General features: G+C 75.2%; 11 protein-coding genes. 4 read left to right on the top strand and 7 right to left on the bottom strand.

Going from position 1 to position 16431, the window contains the following annotated elements; all coding sequences use genetic code 11:
• Positions 1-27 precede the first annotated feature (27 nt).
• Both ABZV78_RS20580 and ABZV78_RS20575 read left to right on the top strand, forming a co-directional pair.
• The gene (locus tag ABZV78_RS20580) at positions 28-5823 is read left to right on the top strand and encodes a TIR domain-containing protein (protein WP_355640767.1); all 5796 of its coding nucleotides are present in this window, start codon (positions 28-30) and stop codon (positions 5821-5823) included.
• 80 nt (positions 5824-5903) lie between these two features.
• Positions 5904-6035, top strand: coding sequence for a hypothetical protein (locus ABZV78_RS20575; RefSeq protein ID WP_355640765.1), 132 nt, complete (start codon positions 5904-5906; stop codon positions 6033-6035).
• A 52-nt stretch (positions 6036-6087) separates the two neighbouring features.
• Here ABZV78_RS20575 and ABZV78_RS20570 read toward each other — a convergent pair whose 3' ends face one another.
• The 3 genes from ABZV78_RS20570 to ABZV78_RS20560 form a co-directional block, all read right to left on the bottom strand.
• Positions 6088-6930 (bottom strand): PhzF family phenazine biosynthesis isomerase, encoded by an 843-nt coding sequence (locus ABZV78_RS20570; protein WP_355640763.1) that lies wholly within the window; start codon positions 6928-6930, stop codon positions 6088-6090.
• 16 nt (positions 6931-6946) lie between these two features.
• Complete coding sequence (locus ABZV78_RS20565) at positions 6947-7456, bottom strand: GNAT family N-acetyltransferase (RefSeq protein ID WP_355640761.1); 510 nt, start codon at positions 7454-7456, stop codon at positions 6947-6949.
• 111 nt (positions 7457-7567) lie between these two features.
• On the bottom strand, positions 7568-8806 hold the full coding sequence (locus tag ABZV78_RS20560; protein WP_355640759.1) for a lectin: 1239 nt from the start codon (positions 8804-8806) through the stop codon (positions 7568-7570).
• Positions 8807-9073: 267 nt separating this feature from the next.
• Here ABZV78_RS20560 and ABZV78_RS20555 point away from each other — a divergent pair, with 267 nt between their 5' ends.
• Complete coding sequence (locus ABZV78_RS20555) at positions 9074-11719, top strand: glycoside hydrolase family 3 N-terminal domain-containing protein (protein ID WP_355640757.1); 2646 nt, start codon at positions 9074-9076, stop codon at positions 11717-11719.
• Between the two features lie 81 nt (positions 11720-11800).
• Here the strand turns inward: ABZV78_RS20555 and ABZV78_RS20550 are convergent, their stop codons facing one another.
• The 3 genes from ABZV78_RS20550 to smpB form a co-directional block, all read right to left on the bottom strand.
• Positions 11801-13078, bottom strand: coding sequence for an MFS transporter (locus tag ABZV78_RS20550; protein ID WP_355640755.1), 1278 nt, complete (start codon positions 13076-13078; stop codon positions 11801-11803).
• Positions 13075-13650, bottom strand: coding sequence for a helix-turn-helix domain-containing protein (locus ABZV78_RS20545; RefSeq protein WP_355640753.1), 576 nt, complete (start codon positions 13648-13650; stop codon positions 13075-13077). Before ABZV78_RS20545 ends, ABZV78_RS20550 begins: the two co-directional genes overlap by 4 nt.
• A gap of 86 nt (positions 13651-13736) precedes the next feature.
• On the bottom strand, positions 13737-14219 hold the full coding sequence (gene smpB, locus ABZV78_RS20540; protein ID WP_355640751.1) for an SsrA-binding protein SmpB: 483 nt from the start codon (positions 14217-14219) through the stop codon (positions 13737-13739).
• A gap of 124 nt (positions 14220-14343) precedes the next feature.
• Between smpB and ABZV78_RS20535 the strand changes: the two genes are divergently transcribed.
• Positions 14344-15153: a hypothetical protein gene (locus ABZV78_RS20535; protein WP_355640749.1), complete on the top strand. Its 810-nt coding sequence runs from the start codon at positions 14344-14346 to the stop codon at positions 15151-15153.
• On the opposite strand, the gene ABZV78_RS20530 is transcribed toward ABZV78_RS20535, so the two are convergent.
• Positions 15128-16431 (bottom strand): FUSC family protein (locus ABZV78_RS20530; RefSeq protein ID WP_355640747.1); only part of this gene is annotated, 1304 nt, incomplete at its 5' end. The genes ABZV78_RS20535 and ABZV78_RS20530 overlap by 26 nt on opposite strands.

Genomic DNA, 16431 nt, shown 5'->3' with positions numbered 1-16431 from the left:
TTGACGGTCAGTGGCCATAATGATCGGGTGGCTGTAGGCGCGCACCCGACCCGGTCCGACCGCCCCATCGACTTCTTCATCAGCTACTCGCCCGCCGACGAGCGCTGGGCGACCTGGCTGGCGTGGGAGTTCGAGGCGGCGGGTTACCGCACCCTGCTCCAGGCGTGGGACTTCGTGGCCGGCACCAACTTCATCGACTTCATGGACCGCGGGGTCCGTGAGGCCGAGGTGGTGGTGGCGGTCCTGTCCGAACGCTACCTGCACTCGACCTACGGCAAGCTGGAATGGCAGGCCGCGCTGCGTGCCGACCCGGACGGCACCGGCAACAAGCTGGTCACCGTGCGGGTCGAGGACTGCCCGATCGACGGCCTGCTCGCCACCATCACCTACGTCGACCTGGTCGGCGTGAGCGACCCGGCGCAGGCCCGGGGCCGGGTGCTCGACCGGATCCGGCAGACGCTCGACGGCCGCGCCAAACCCATGCGGCAGCCGGCCTTCCCGCACCATCCCGCCGACCCGGCCGGGGTGCTCGCCGCGCCCGCCACCGGTGCGCCGGCGCCGCGCCGCGCCCGGCGTACCCCCATCAACCCGCCGCCGTTCCCGCCCGCGGCGGCCGTGCCGACGGCGCGCGGCGCCCTGAGCGTGCTCCAGGTCGCCGGGCCGCGCTTCGGCCGCGGGGTGATCGAGCCGGGCGCCCCGGTCACCCCGGGCGAGTTGCAGGAACACCTGATGGGCGACCTCACCCTGCTTCTGAACGACGGGGTGCCACGGCCGGACCTGCTCGTGGTGGCCGGCAACCTGACCGAGTCGGGCAGCCCCCGGGAGTTCTCCGACGCGCTGAGCTTCCTCACCGGGCTGCGGGTGCTGCTCGGCCTGGAGCCACACCGGCTCGTCGTGGTGCCCGGCCCGCGCGACGTCACCATGGCCGCCAGCCGGGCCTACTTCGCCACCTGCGAGGCCGACGACGTCGACCCGCAGCCGCCGTACTGGCCGAAGTGGCGGCACTACGCGCGCCTCTTCGACGAGCTCTACCAGGGCCTCGAGGACCGGATCTTCGACAGCGAGCAGCCGTGGACCCTCTTCCCGGTGCCGGACCTGCGGGTGGTGGTGGCCGGGCTCAACTCCACCGTGGCGATCACCCACCGCGAGGAGGACCGGTACGGCTTCCTCGGCGAGGCGCAGTCCACCTGGTTCGCCCAGCGGCTGCGCCACTACCAGCAGTCCGGCTGGCTGCGGCTCGGCGCGATGGCGCACGCCCCCGGCCCGCGCACCCCGTACGCCGACGAGCTGGCCGTGCCCGACCGGGCGTCGCTGCGCGACCGCGGCTCGTTCAACCGGCTCGTCGGCCCGATGCTCAACCTGCTGCTCGCCGACGCCGCACCCGGCGCCCGGGTCGACCCGGTGGTGCCGCTGGCCACCGCCTCCCGCGACGGCCGTGCCCAGGTGCTCCGGCTCGGCGCCGACGGGATGACCCGCTGGGTGCTCGGCCGCGACGACCGGCACGAGGTGGGCGAGCCGACCATCCTGAGCTGGCCGCGCGCCGAGGCGACGTTCGGCGCGGCCGGCCCGGCCCAGGTGCCCGACCCCCGGCAGCCCACCGTGGTCGAGGGGCCCACCCAGGCCGCCGCCGCCGACCCGCCGGCCGCCGCGCCGGCCGTGGCCGCGCCCGCACCGCTGGACCGGCTGCTCGACCGGCTCGCCGAGGTCTGCGAGGCCCGCCACGACCGCGTGCTGGTCCGCCGGGTCGAGGCCGACCCGCCGCACCTCTACGTCACCTACCGCGCCGACGGGGTGGTCCGGCAGCAGCGGGTCGGGGCGTACGTGGGGACCCCGACCCCGGCCGACGTCGACGACTTCGCCCGGCGGGTGCACGCCACTGACCCGGATATCGGATCCGAGCTGGTCTACGACGGCGACCGGGTGCCGCGCGGGCTGGCCGAGGCGGCGCAGCGGCGCGGCGTGCGGGTGCTGCACCTGACCGAGTTCCAGGGCCTGCTCGACCTGCGCGAATACGTCGCCGCGCAGACCGCCCGGCTGCAGGCCGACCGGCTCTACCCGCCCGGGCAGTACGTGTCGCAGCGCTACCGGCACCTGGTCGGCGCCGACCAGCGGGTCCGCGAGGACGTGGTGGACGAGCTGTTGGAGCTGATCTCGGCACCGGACGGCCGGTTCGTGCTGGTGCTCGGCGACTTCGGCCGGGGCAAGACGTTCGCGCTGCGCGAGGTGGCCCGCCGGCTGCCCACGGCCGCCCCCGACCTGATCCCGATCCTGGTGGAGCTGCGCGCGCTGGACAAGGCGCACTCGGTCGACGGCCTGGTCGCCGCGCACCTGGCCAACCACGGCGAGCAGGTGATCGACCTCAAGGCGTTCCGCTACATGCTCCGCCAGGGCCGGATCGTGCTGCTCTTCGACGGGTTCGACGAGCTGGTCGCCCGGGTGACCTACGACCGGGCCGCCGACCACCTGGAGACGCTGCTCCAGGCGGCCGAGGGCAACGCGAAGATCGTGGTGAGCAGCCGGACCCAGCACTTCAAGACCAACTCGCAGGTGCTGACCGCCCTGGGCGAGCGGGTGGGCCTGCTGCCGCACCGCCGGGTGCTGGCCATCGAGGACTTCACCCCCGGCCAGATCGAGACGTTCCTGCGGCACCGCTACGGCGGCGACGAGCAGGCCGCCCGCGAGCGGCTCGACCTGCTGGCCGGGGTGAAGGACCTGCTCGGCCTGTCCCGCAACCCGCGGATGCTTGGCTTCATCGCCAACCTCGACGAGGGGCGGCTGGCCGCGGTGGCCGGTGCGGGCGGCACGTTCAGCGCGGCGGCGCTCTACCGCGAGATCCTGGAGTCCTGGCTGGACTTCGAGGAGCGGCGCACCCAGGGGATCCCGGGCGCGCCGGTGAGCCTGCGCCGGCCCGAGCTGTGGCACGCGGTGACCCGGCTGGCCTTCCAGCTCTGGGAAAGCGGCGAGTCCTACCTGCGCCTGGCCGAGCTGGCCGAGGCCGCAGGCCAGCTCGCCGGGCTGGCCGACTCCCGGCTGTCCGGGCCGCAGGCGATCCACGCGGTGGGCGCCGGCAGCCTGCTGGTCCGCACCGACGACGGGCTGTTCGGGTTCATCCACACCTCGGTGATGGAGTGGCTGGTCGCCGAGGGCATCGCCGCGCAGCTCAACCGGGGCGAGGAGCCCGCCGCGCTGGGGGTGCGCCCGCTGTCCGCGCTGACCGTGGAGTTCCTCGGCGACCTCGCCGACCCGGCCCACTGCACCGCCTGGACCGCTCGGGTGCTGGGTGACGAGACGGCCGGGGAGACGGTCCGGGCCAACGCGCTGCGGCTCAGCGCCCGGCTGCGGCTGCCCGACCGCGCCGACCTGCGCGGCGCGGTGCTGCGCGGCGAGGACCTGTCGCACCGGGAACTCGCCGGGGCGGACCTGACCGGCGCCGACCTGACCGACACCCGCCTGGTCGCCACCAACCTCACCGAGGCGCGGCTGGAGCACGCCCGGCTGCGCGGCGCCCGCCTGGACCAGGCCCGCCTCGCCGGGGCGGACCTGCGCGACGCGGAGCTGGCCGGCGCCCGGCTGTTCCGCGCCGACCTGCGCGGCGCCCGGATCACCGGCAGCAGGTGGCACCGCACGGCGCTGATCGACGTGAGCGCCGACGCGGCGCTGCTGCGCGCGCCGGAGCTGCGTGGCGCGGTGGTCGCCCCCGGCCGTCCGGTCGCGCCGGGCCTCGCCCCGCCCGCCGTGGGCGTCGCGTACGGCTTCGAGGTGGGCCGGCTGCCCGTGCCGGTGGCGTACAGCCCGGACGGGGCGGTGCTCGCGGTGGGCAGCGACGACGGTGGTGTGCTCATCTGCGACACCGCGGCCGGGCTGCCGGTGCGGACCCTCCAGGGCCACCGGGGCCGGGTCTACGCGGTCCGCTTCGACGCCGCCTCGCACCAGCTGGTCACCGGGGCGGCGGACCTCACCGTACGGCTCTGGGACGCCGACCACGGCGACGTGCGGCACGTCATCGAGGACGTCTTCGCCGGCTGGGTGTGGCCGCTGCTCACCGACGGCGAGCGGGGCCGGCTGGTGGTCGGCGACGCGGCCGGGGTGGTCCGGCTCTACGACACCCGGACCGTGCGGCTGCGCCACGAGTGGCCCGGTCACGCCGCGCCGATCTGGGGCACCTCGTTCAGCCCGGACGGCCGCCGGATCGTGGTGGTGGACAGCGCCGGCGTGGTCCGGGGTTGGGACATCCCCTCCGGCCGGTTGGCCTTCGAGGTGGCCGAGCCGGAGGTGGTCTACCGGGTGGTGCACAGCCCCGACGGCCGGCTGCTGGCCGCGGTCGGCCAGCACGGCCGGGTCTGGATCCGCCGAGCCACCGACGGCCAGCTGCTGCGCCAGCCGCGCGGCCACGAGGCCGACGTGTACGCCCTCGACATCCACCCCGACGGCACGCTGATGGCGACCGGCGACACCCACGGCGCGCTGCGGCTCTGGGAGACGGAGACCGGCCGCCCGGTCCGGGTGCTGGGCCGGCAGCGCGGCGCCATCTACAGCGTCCGGTTCAACGCCGACGGCAGCCTGCTCGCCACCGCCGCCAGCGACGGCGCGATCCAGCTCTGGGACAGCGCCGACGGCCAGCTGCGGCACGAGCTGACCCGGCACCGCGGCTCGGTCTGGCCGGTGGTCTGGCGGCCCGACCAGGCGCAGGTGGCGACCAGCAGCAACGACGGCACCACGCGGCTGTGGGACGTGCGCACCGGGCAGCTCCAGCACACCCTGCGCGGGCACGGCCGGCGGGTCACCGCGCTGTCCTTCCGCGACGACGGCGAGGTCCTCGCGGCCTGCGGCAACGACGGCGTGGTCCGGCTCTGGGAGCCGCGCACGGGCCGGCTGGTCCGACAGCTCGCCAGCCCGGCCGACCGGTTGCTCTCGGCCGTCTTCTGCCCGGGCGAGTCGCTGGTCGCCGCGCCGAGCGGCGACGGCGGCGTGCACCTGTGGAACACCGACACCGGCCACGATGAGCGGGAGCTCAACGTGGACACCGACCATGTCTGGGCGACCGCGTTCAGCCCCGACGGTGACGCCCTCGCCACCGCCAACGACGACGACACCGTGCGGCTGTGGTACCGGCGTACCGGCCGGCACTTCGCCACGCTCACCCCGCACCGGGGCCGGGTGCGCGCCATGGCGTTCAGCCCGGACGGCGAGACCATCGCGACCGGCTGCGACGACCAGCTCGTCCGGCTCTGGGACGCGGCCACCGCGACCTGCCGGCTCACCCTCGAACACCACACCGACCGGGTGTACGCGGTGTCCTTCAACACCGACGGGACGCTGCTCGCCAGCGCCAGCAACGACGGCGTCGCGGTGGTCTGGGACGCGCTCACCGGGGAGCGGCGCACGGTGCTCACCGAGCACACCGGCCGGCTCTGGTCGTGCGCGTTCAGCCCCAACGGCAACCTGCTCGCCACCGCCGGCGACGATCTCGTCATCCGGCTCTGGGACCCGGGGACCGGCCGGCTGCACGGCACCCTGGCGGCACACACCCGGCGGGTCTGGTCGGTGGCGTTCAGCCCGGACAGCAGCCTCCTGGCCAGCGCCGGCGACGACGGCACCGTGCGGCTCTGGGACGTCGCGGACCCGGAGCACGCCCAGTTGCGGGCCACCCTGATCGGCCTGCCCGACGGCTGGGCGGCGGTCAGCCCGGACGGCCGGTACAAGCTGGACGGTGACCCGGGCGGCCAGTTCTGGCACGTCATCGGCACCTGCCGGTTCGAGGTGGGTGAGCTGGACCCGTACCTGACGCAGGTGCGGCGGCTGGCCGTGGACGCCCCGTTCTGACCCTGGCGAGCCGTCGACCGGGCCGTCACCCGCGCGGAGCGCCAGTCAACAGCGTCGGCGCCGGACGCAGCGCCGACGACGTGACCACGGCGGGCACCTCCGCCTTCCTGGAGCTGTCCTACGTCTACCCGCGGGACAACAAGGACCAGGGGGCGGGTGCGGCGTTCCCGAGCACCCCGGGGCACTTCGACACACCGTCCTGCACCGACTGAGCGACGCGTCCGGGGCCCGGCTCTCCGCAAGGGGGGCCGGGCCCCGGCGTGTTCAGCCGGGCATCACCACGGCGTTCCCGGTCACCCGTATCCCGCCGGTGCCGGCCGGCACATCGACCACCAGCAGGCCCGGCCGGCCCAGGTCCGCGCCCTGATGCAGGTGCAGCGTGGTCGGCGGCTCGACCAACCGGTGGGTGCGCAGGTAGCCGCCGAGCGCCGCGGCGGCCGCGCCGGTCGCCGGGTCCTCGACGACGCCGCCGACCGGGAAGGGATTGCGGACGTCGAACCGGGTGCCGGAGGCGCGCCACACCAGCGCCACGGTGGTCCAGTCCCGCCGCCGCATCAGGTCCCGCAGCCGGTCGAAGTCGTAGTCGAGCGCGGCCAGCCGCTCCCGGGTCGCCGCGCCCAGAATCAGGTGGTACGCCCCGGCGTACCCGACGCGGGGCGGCAACGCCGGATCGAGGTCTGACGCCGCCCAGCCCAGGGCGGCGAGCGCCTCGGCGAGATCGTCCGGCGCCACCGGGGCGTCGGAGGGCGCCACGCTGGTCAGGGTCGCGGTGGGCCGCCCGCCGGCATCCCGGGCGGTCGCCACCGGGACCACGCCGGCCCGGGTCCGGAAGACCAGATCGCCGGTGCCGGCGCGTTCCGCGACGGCCACGGCGGAGGCGATGGTGGCGTGGCCGCAGAACGGCACCTCGGCCTGCGGGCTGAAGTAGCGCACGTCGTACTCGCCGGGACCACCGGGGGTGAGGAACGCCGTCTCGGAGTATCCGACGTCGGCGGCGATGGTCTGCATCTCCGGGTCGGTGAGGTCACCCGCGTCGAGGACCACGCCGGCGGGGTTGCCCGCCGCCGGGTCGGTGGTGAAGGCGGCGTACCGCAGGACTTCCGTCATGGCGCCACGGTACGCGTCAGCCACGGACGGGCCCCGTCCACCGGATCTCGCCCTCGTGCCGGATCCGGGTGGGTGTCAGGCCGGCGGCGGTGGCGACGGCGGCGGAGGCCCGGTGCTCCGGGTGGATGTGGGCGATCACGGTGCGCACCTCCTGCTGCCCGAGCCAGGCCACCAGCCCCCGGGCCGCCTCGCCGGCGATGCCCCGCCCCTGCCAGGGAGTGCCGACCACCCAGGCGATCTCCGCGACGCGATCGTGGGCGGGGCCGGTGACGGTCGCCTGGACCGTGCCCACCAGGCACCCCTCGTCGCGCAGCCGGATCACCCAGTTGCACCAGGAGACGTCCGGGTCGGGCGAACCGGCGACGAGGCGTTCGTAGCGGGCGCGCAGGCCCGCCGGATCGGCCGGAGAGCCCCCGATGAACGCGTGCAACTCCGGATCGCCCAGCACGACGGCCATCTCCTCCGCGTGCTCCACGACCAGCGGCAGCAGAACCAGCCGCTCGGTGCGGATGGTCTCGGCCTCCATGCGCCTCCTACCTCAGGCGCCGGTCGACTCCAGGCGCGTCGATCATGAGGTTAGCGCCCCGGAACGCGCTTCCCACAGGTGCCAACCTCATGATCAACGCGAAGGGAGGGGTCAGCGTCGCCACTTCTGGTTGGGGGCGCCGGTGCAGTCCCAGATCTGCAGGCGGGTGCCGTCGGCGGAGCTGGCGCCGGTGGCGTCCAGGCACTTGTTGGCCTGGGGGTTGACGATGTCGCCGGCGGCGCTGAACACCCAGCGCTGGGCGCCGGTGCCGTTGCAGTCCCAGAGCTGCACCTTCGCGCCGTTGGCGGTCGACCCGCTGGACACGTCGAGGCACTTGCCGAGGGCGCGGACCGAGCCGTCGGCGTTCCAGGTCCAGCGCTGGGCCGCGGTGCCGTTGCAGGTCCAGAGCTGCACCGCGGTGCCGTTCGCGGTGTTGGCGCCGGCCACGTCCACGCACTTGTTGCCGTACCCGACGATCTGGCCGCCGGTGCCCCCGCCGCCGCCGTTGTCCCAGGCCTGGACCCGGACGTAGTCGATCGTCATGGTCTGCGGGAAGGTGGTGCTGCCGTCCGGCGAGCCGGGCCAGTTGCCGCCCACCGCGACGTTCATGATCATGAAGAACGGATGGTCGAAGACCCACCGGTTGCCGCCCGCGTCGGCCGGGGTCTTGCGGGAGTACGCCACGCCGTCGAGGTACCAGGTGATCGAGTCGGGGGCCCAGTCGACGGTGTAGGTGTGGAAGGCGTCGGCCAGCGCCTGGCCGCCGGGCAGCGAGGTCTGGCCGGTCAGCGGGTTGCCGCCGGAATAGCCCGGGCCGTGCAGGCTGCCGTGCACGGTGGACGGTTCGCGGCCGATGTTCTCCATGATGTCGATCTCGCCGCTGTTGGGCCACGGGTTGGTGGCGATGTCGTTGCCGAGCATCCAGAACGCGGGCCAGATGCCCTGCCCGCGCGGGATCTTGATGCGCGCCTCGAAGCGGCCGTACGCCTGGCTGAACGTGCCGTTGGTGAGCAGGCGGGCGGAGGTGTACTGGCAGCTGCCGTACCAGCAGGAGTAGCCGGACGGGTTCTCCCGGCGGGCGGTGATGACCAGGTTGCCGTTGCCGTCGAGGGCGGCGTTGCGGGTGCTGCTGGTGTAGTACTGCAACTCGTTGTTGCCCCAGCCGCTGCCGCCGGTGTCGTAGCGCCACTTGCTCCCGTCGGGAGCCGCGCCGACCGGGCCGTTGAAGTCGTCGGACCAGGTCACGGCGCCGGGCGCGGCCACGGCGGAGGTGCCGGTGACGGTGGTGAGCGCGGCCGTGAGACCCACGGTCGCGAGGGCCACGGCGGCGATGGTGCGGATGCTGCGCACGGGGTGCCTCCTGCGGTTTCCGGTCGTCCCCGCTGCGACGGACGGGCTGTCCCCGAACGGTAAACAAACCATAGAGATAGACTTCGATGAAGTTATGAATGAAGTTCGGAGCTGTCAAGAGAGCGCTTCCCGACGCCGCGCGACCGGTTCCGGAACCGGCCGGAAATATTGACGTCATGCGATGCGGTTCGGGAGGATCCGGAACCGGGACGTGGGCGGCCCCGGGCCGACGGGGCACCGGGCGACCGGTCCCAGGGGAGGCGCGCGATGAGACTGCCCAGACCTGCCACGCTCGCCGCGGCCGGCGTCCTGGTGGTGGCCCTGCTGCCGGCCGTGCCGGCGGCGGCCGCCGACTCCGGCACGGTCACCGTCACCGCCGGCCGGTTGGTGTACGCGACGGCCGAGGGGAGCCCGGTGCCGGTGGACCTCGCCGTGTCCACCTCGGACGGGCGGCCCCTGGCCGCGGCGGTCACCGTGCGCTGGGCCACCGGCGCCGGCACCGCCACCCCGGGCGCCGACTACACCGCCGCCGCCGGCACGGTCACCTTCCCGGCCGGCAGCCCGTCCGGCGCCACCCGATCGGTCGCGGTCGCGGTGCGCGCGGACGGCGCGGCGGAGACCGCCGAGACGGTGCCGCTGACCCTCACCGCCGACGGGGCCACCGTGGCGACCCGGCCCATCGTGGTGGTCGACGCGCACGGCCTGCCGTACCTCGACTCCCGGCTGCCGGTGCGGCGACGCGTCGCCGACCTGCTGGTCCGGATGACGCTCGCCGAGAAGATCGGCCAGATGGCCCAGGCGGAGCGGGCGGCGGTCGCCGACGACCCGACCGCCGTCGCGCGCTGGCAACTGGGCTCGGTGCTCTCCGGCGGCGGCTCGACCCCGGCCAGCAACACCCCGGCGGCCTGGGTCGAGATGGTCAACGGGCTCCAGGCGCAGGCGCTGAGCACCCGCCTCCAGATCCCGCTGATCTACGGCATCGACGCCGTGCACGGCCATGGCAACGTCGTCGGCGCCACCGTCTTCCCGCACAACGTCGGCCTCGGCGCCACCCGCGACCCGAAGCTGGTCGAGCGGGTCGGCCACGCCACCGCGGCCGAGGTACGCGCCACCGGCATCCCGTGGAACTTCGCGCCCTGCCTCTGCGTCTCCCGGGACGAGCGGTGGGGCCGCAGCTACGAGAGCTTCGGCGAGGACCCGGCGCTGGTGGTGTCGATGGAGACCGTCATCGACGGCCTCCAGGGCCGGCCCGGCCGCCTCGACGACACCGACCGCGTGCTGGCCACCGCCAAGCACTACGCCGGCGACGGCGACACCGACTACGACGAGGCGGTCGCCGCCGCCAACGAGGGCAAGCCCTGGTGGGAGCAGAAGTACCCGATCGACCAGGGGGTCACCGTCACCGACCGGGAGCACTTCGCCCGGGTCGACCTGGCTCCCTACCTGCCGGCCGTGCGGGCCCACAAGGTGGGCAGCGTGATGCCCTCCTTCTCCAGCGTGGACTGGACCGAGGACGGGCTCGGCAACCCGACCAAGATGCACGCCCACCGCGAGCTGATCACCGACGTGCTCAAGGGCCGGCTGGGCTTCGACGGTTTCCTGGTCTCCGACTGGGAGGGCATCCACCAGATCCCCGACCCCGCCGAGCCGACCAACGGCGGGCTGACCGCGTACAAGGTGCGGGTCGGTGTCAACGCCGGCACCGACATGTTCATGGAGCCGTACAACGCCGAGCAGTTCGAGCAGTTGCTGCTGGCCGAGGTGACCGTCGGGCGGGTGCCCACCGCGCGGATCGACGACGCCGTGCGGCGGATCCTCACCAAGAAGTTCGAGCTGGGCCTCTTCGAGCACCCGTACGCCTCGGCGGACGACGTCGACGAGGTCGGCAGCGCGGCGCACCGCGCCGTCGGCCGGGAGGCCGTGGCGAAGTCCCAGGTGCTGCTGAAGAACAGCGGGCGGGCCCTGCCGCTGCGCCGGGACGCCTCGCTCTACGTGGCCGGGCGCAACGCCGACGACCTCGGCAACCAGGCCGGTGGCTGGACGGTCACCTGGCAGGGCGTCTCCGGCGCCGACGCCGTCCCCGGCGCCTCCATCCTGGACGGCATTCGCCAGGTCGCCCCGGGCGCCCGGGTCACCTACAGCGCCGACGCCTCGGCCCCCACCGACGGCGCCGAGGTCGGCGTGGTGGTGGTCGGCGAGACCCCGTACGCGGAGGGCTACGGCGACGTCGGCGGGCCGGAGTGCGGCTGGTGCAGCGTGCCGCAGCAGGAGGAGAAGTCGCTCCGGCTCCAGCCCGCCGACCGGGCGGTGGTGGACAAGGTCTGCGCGGCGCTGCCGACCTGCGTGGTGCTGGTGGTCTCCGGCCGGCCGCAGGTGCTCACCGACCAGCTCGGCAAGATCGACGCGCTGGTGGCGTCCTGGCTGCCGGGCAGCGAGGGCGCCGGCGTGGCCGACGTGCTCTTCGGCCGCCGCCCATTCACCGGCCGGCTGCCGGTGAGCTGGCCGCGTGCCGAGGCGCAGGTGCCGGTCAACGTCGGCGACGCCGACTACCGGCCGCTGTTCCCGTTCGGCTGGGGCCTGCGGACCGAGCCGGGCCGGGACCGGCTGTCCGCCGTCGCCGCCGACCGGCCGCAGGTGCGGGCTGCCCTCGCCCCGGCCGGCTGGAACGCCGACGGCTCGCTGCGGGACGCCCCTCGGGTGCTGGACCGGCTCGGGCGGCAGCTCGGCGCCGACCACCGGGACGCCGCGCTGGTCGAGGCGATCCTCGGGGTGGCCCGGGACGCCGCCCAGGCGGCCGTGGTGCGGGGGAGCGCACCGGAGAACTGGGCGGCGCTGATCGCCGACGCCGACCACGCCCTGCTCTCCGGTGACCCGGTCCGCGCGTTCACGCTGCTCGCCCGCGTGGCCGCCTGATCCGGCACGCCGGTCTTCCCGACGGAGCGGTCATCGGGGAGACCGGCGTGCCGGCCGGGCCGCGGTCCAAGGCGGCCGCCGTCACTCCGCCCCGGTTGCGACCGGTGTCGGGGTGCGGTCCGGCCGCGGCTGCTCCGGTGGCGCCGGCCGGCGCAGGTCCCGCCACGGGCCGCCGAGCAGGGGAGTGAGCACCACCAGCAGGTAGCCGGCGCCGACGGCGACCAGGGTCGCGGTGGTGCCGAACCGGTCGGCGGCCAGCCCGGCGCCGAACGCGCCCACCGGCATGGCCGCCCAGGCGCCCGCCCCGATCACCCCGTACACCCGGGCCCGCATGGTCGCCGGGACCCGTTCCAGCTTGACCGCGCCGATGAGCGGGTTGATCGCGCCGGCGGCGAGGCCGGACACCACGCAGACCGCGGCGATCACCGGCAGCGGCGGGGCGGCGGCGAGGGCCCAGAACGGCGGGGCCCCGGCGACGGCGAAGGTGGTGACGAAGGTGGCGCGGCGGGGCAGCCGGTGCCCGATGGCGCTGAACAGCAGCGAGCCCACCAGCGCGCCGCCGCCCATGGCGCCGACCAGCACGCCGAAGGCCGTGGCCCCGCCGAGGTCCCGCGCGGCGACCACCGGCATCAGCACGTTGCTCTTGGTCGCGTCGAAGAGGTTGGTGACCAGCACCAGCAGCACCATGGCGCGCAGCAGCGGCTCGCGGGCCAGGAAGCGCAGCCCGGCGGCGAGGTCCCGCCAGTAGCCGGCCGAGGGTTCGCCCGGGTCGGCGGACGCCCGCAGGCTCGCGGGCACCAGCACCGCCACCGCCAGCGCCGACACGGCGAACGTCGCCGCGTCCACGGCCAGCACCGGCAGCGCGCCGAGGGTGCTGACCAGGAGACCGGCCACCGGCGCGCCGATCAGGCGGGAGCCGCGTTCGGTGGCCTCGAACCAGCCGATCGCCCGTTCGATCGGCACCCCGGCCGCGGTCGCCGCCTCGGGCAGCAGCGCGGTCCGGGCCGTCTGGCCCGGGGTGTCGAGCAGGCCGCTCACGAAGACCAGGCCGAGCAGCGCCGGGAACGGCAGCCCGACCGTGGCGTGCAGCAGCGGTACGGCGGCGACCGTCACGCCGGAGACCAGGTCGGCCAGCACGCTGGCCCGGCGGTAGCCGATCCGGTCGACCAGCACGCCGCCGAAGGCGCCGCCCAGCACCACCGGGGCGGTGGCGAACGCGCCGGCCAGCCCGGTGGCCGCCGGGGAGCCGGTCTCGGCCAGCACGTAGAGCGGCAGCGCGATCAGGGTGAGCATGTTGCCGGTGAGCGAGACCGTGTGCGCGGTCAGCAGCCCGGCCAGCGGACCCCACCGGCGGCTCACTGCGGCCCCCGGTAGGCCTGCCAGATCAGCGTGACGGTGCGCGCGTCCGGCCGGTCGGCGTTGCTGCGTTCCTGCCAGCGGGCGCCCAGCTCGGACAGCTCGCGACGCAGCTCCACCAGCTCGTCGGGGGTCAGGTAAAGGAAGCTGTCGCTGCTCGTGGTGCCGCGGACCCACGCCGGGTCGAGCGATGCCTCGGCGTCGAGGTAGGCCTCGAACCGGGCTACGTAGCGCTGGAGGACGGCCCGGCGCAGCAGGTCGGAGGCGAGCCGCCGCTCCGGGTCGTCGAGCATCTCCACCGGCTCCCAGTCGGTGCGCGCGTGCGCGGCCCGCCACCACCGCTCCCGGCGGTTGCGCGCCAGCTCGGGCGCCTCCCGGACGAAGCCGTGCTCGGCCAGCTTGCCCAGGTGGTAGCTGACCGACCCGACCGCCTCGCCGGTGACCTCGCTCAGCATGCCCACCGTCTGCGGGCCGCGGATGCGCAGCTCGCCGAGGAGCCGGATCCGGGTCGGGTGGGCCAGCGCCCGCATGGCCCGTGGGTCGGTGAGGTGCAGGGTGCTCGGCTCGTCCGCCATGCCCTCAGGCTAAACCCACAACGAATGATGTACAAGAAACCTTGTATTTATGGACGCACGCGGACCGGCCACGGGGGCGGGAAGGATCAGGCGGGGCGGCGGCCCTTGAGGCGGCGACCCAGCTCGCGGGCGATCTCCCGGTTGGCGTCGCGCTCGGCGAGGGCCTGGCGCTTGTCGTACGACCTGCGGCCCCGGGCCAGGCCCAGCTCGACCTTGGCCCAGCCGTTGGCGAAGTACATCGACAGCGGCACCAGGGTCACCCCGCCGTCGCGCAGCTTCTCCAGGATCCGGGCGATCTCCACCCGGTTCAGCAGCAGCTTCCGGGTGCGTCGGGGCTGGTGGTTGGTCCAGGTGCCGAAGCCGTACTCGGCGATGTGCAGGCCGTACAGCATGATCTCGCCGTCGCGCTCCTGGGCGAACGCGTCGACCAGCGACACCCGCCCCTCGCGCAGCGACTTCACCTCGGTGCCGGCCAGCACGATCCCGGCCTCGTAGGTCTTCAGGATCGTGTAGTCGTGCCGGGCCTTCTTGTTCGAGGCGACGAGCTTGCGCCCGGTCTCCCTGGCCACGCCCCACCTCCCCGCTGCTCGACGCCGAGGAGGATACCCGGCGCGTGCGCCTTCGCGGCCGCGGTGCGAAATTCGGCCGTGCCGCTGGTGTCGGGCCGGCGCGGCGCGCCCTAGCGTCGGGCGCATGGACCCCCTCGGCGAGATCGCCTTCGGCCTGCCCCGGACGCCCGCCGCGCAGACCTTCCTCGACCAGCTCCGCACCCTGCTCCTCGACGTGCCGTACGCCGAGCCGACCCGCCGGCCGGGCGCCGTCGACGGCCCGGTGGAGCGCCTGGTCCTCACCCCGCCGCGGCCCGACGGCGCCCGACCGGTGACCACCGTCGGGCTGGCCGACGTGGCCGCGCCGGTGGTCACGTTCGACCCCGGACCGTCCCTCGGTGTCGAGGGCGCCGAGCCGCCCGCCGGGCCCGCACCCACGGTCGACGTGGCCGAGTTGGCCCGCCGCCTCGCCGGGCACGTGCGGCGGGTCGACCACACCGGTGTGAACCTGCCCGCCGGCACGACGTCACCCGAGGCCTGGCGCGGCCTCGTGGGGGCGCTCGCCGCGACGTCGGCCATGTACCGCTATCCGACCGGCGAGGAGTGGCCGTTCATCCTCCCGGCGACCCCGGCCGAGCTGCGCGGCGACATCCGGACCTTCGTCGTCGGTCGGGAGCCGCGGTTCGAGCTGGTCCACGACCCGTGGCGCAGCCGCACCGAGTGGCAGATCGCGCTCGGGACCGACCTGACGCGGAGGAAACTGGAGCGGTTGTTCCCCGAGCCCGAGGGGAACACCTTTCCCGGGCTCGAGGACGTCTTCCGCGTGGTGCCGGTCCGCCACCCCTGGTGGCCGGAGCTGGGGATCCGGTTCGACCTGTGCTATCGGGCGGCGGGCGGCCCGTCGGACTGGGAGACCGGAGAGTGGCTGGTCACGGCCGGCGGCCGGATCGGGTGACGCGGCGCAGGTGACCGTCGAGATCGGTGAGCCAGCCGTCGACCTCCACGAGGGACAGCACCTCGGGCCGGTCCTCGCCGTCGCGCAGCAGCCCCTGCACCTGCCGCGCGACGTCGCCGGCGGGTTCCGCCGGCGCGGGCGGCCGGTCGACGCGAGCCCGCGTCACCTGGCGGGCGAGGTCGGCGTAGCCGTCCCGCAGCCGGCCGGCCCGCGCGACCAGCGCGGACGCCGGGCCGGGCCACGGGGCCAGCGCCCCGGGCCGGCGGTCGACGAGCAGCGCCTGCCCTCCGTCGCCGGCCCGGTGCGCGGCCGCCAGCACCGCGTCCCAGTCGACGTGGGACAGCCGAGGATCGTGGCGCTCCGCGTGGTACTGGACGAAGGACGCGGTGGCGAGGGCCTCCGCGCGTCGGGCCGCGTCGACCGCGCCGCGCGCGTCCGCCGTACCCGCGAGCGCCCCGACGATCTGCTCGACGGCCCGCCCGCTCGCCGCCAGGTAGGCGCCCGCGTTGCGGCGCAACTCGCCGCCGCTGCCCCGCGGCCAGAGCAGCAGGCCGGCGAGGACGCCCACCACGGCGCCGATCGCGACGTCCACCACCCGGGCGCCGGCCAGTTGCCAGGATGCCGGGTTGAGCTGGGCGAACACGACGATGAGCAGCAGGGTGAGCAGCGCCTGGGCCCAGCCCAGGCCCAGCAGCGGGCCCACGCCGAAGGCCAGCACCAGCGCCAGTGGCAGCAGGGCGGCGTACGCCCCTCGTGCGGGCGAGACGAGCAGGAGCAGGCCGCCGGCCGCGCCACCGGCGAGGGTGCCGATCAGCGCCGGACGCAGCGTGGTCCGGGTGTCCGACGCGGAGGCCCGCATCAGGCTGAGCGTCGCCAGGAGCACCCAGAACCCGTGTTGCAGGTTGACCACCCCGGCGATCACCCGGGCGGCGGTCAGGGCCACGGCGAGCCGGACCGCGCCCTCCAGGTAGACCGACCGCGGGGTGAGGTGTGCCCGGAACTGCTGCCGGTACAGCGACCAGGCGTTGTGCCGGGCGTACCAGAACAGGTCCGGACCCGCCTCGGGTGGCGGTGCGGCGTGCCGTCCGCGCGGACCGGTGGCGATCCGGACCGCCGTCGCGTACGCCCCCACCTGGTCGACGAGCGTCCGGACCGCCGCGTCCGCGCGCAGCCGGGCCGGCCCGGCCGCCCGCCACGACGGCGGCAGCGCGCCGGCCCGCTCACCCTGGCCCTCGCGTCCGCCGGGAGCGACGTCGGCGGCGCGGAGGCCGCGCTGCG

This window comes from Micromonospora sp. NPDC004540 (genome assembly GCF_040610095.1).
Classification (GTDB): domain Bacteria; phylum Actinomycetota; class Actinomycetes; order Mycobacteriales; family Micromonosporaceae; genus Micromonospora.
Note: the sequence above shows the minus strand (reverse complement) of the source record. Positions and strands in the feature narration are given on the sequence as shown.

What these genes read in the sequence shown, in the direction of transcription:
- ABZV78_RS20570 (WP_355640763.1), bottom strand. Translation starts at nt 6,930, where the DNA reads ATGACGGAAGTCCTGCGGTACGCCGCCTTCACCACCGACCCGGCGGCG.
- ABZV78_RS20565 (WP_355640761.1), bottom strand. Translation starts at nt 7,456, where the DNA reads ATGGAGGCCGAGACCATCCGCACCGAGCGGCTGGTTCTGCTGCCGCTG.
- ABZV78_RS20555 (WP_355640757.1), top strand. Translation starts at nt 9,074, where the DNA reads ATGAGACTGCCCAGACCTGCCACGCTCGCCGCGGCCGGCGTCCTGGTG.
- ABZV78_RS20545 (WP_355640753.1), bottom strand. Translation starts at nt 13,650, where the DNA reads ATGGCGGACGAGCCGAGCACCCTGCACCTCACCGACCCACGGGCCATG.
- ABZV78_RS20535 (WP_355640749.1), top strand. Translation starts at nt 14,344, where the DNA reads ATGGACCCCCTCGGCGAGATCGCCTTCGGCCTGCCCCGGACGCCCGCC.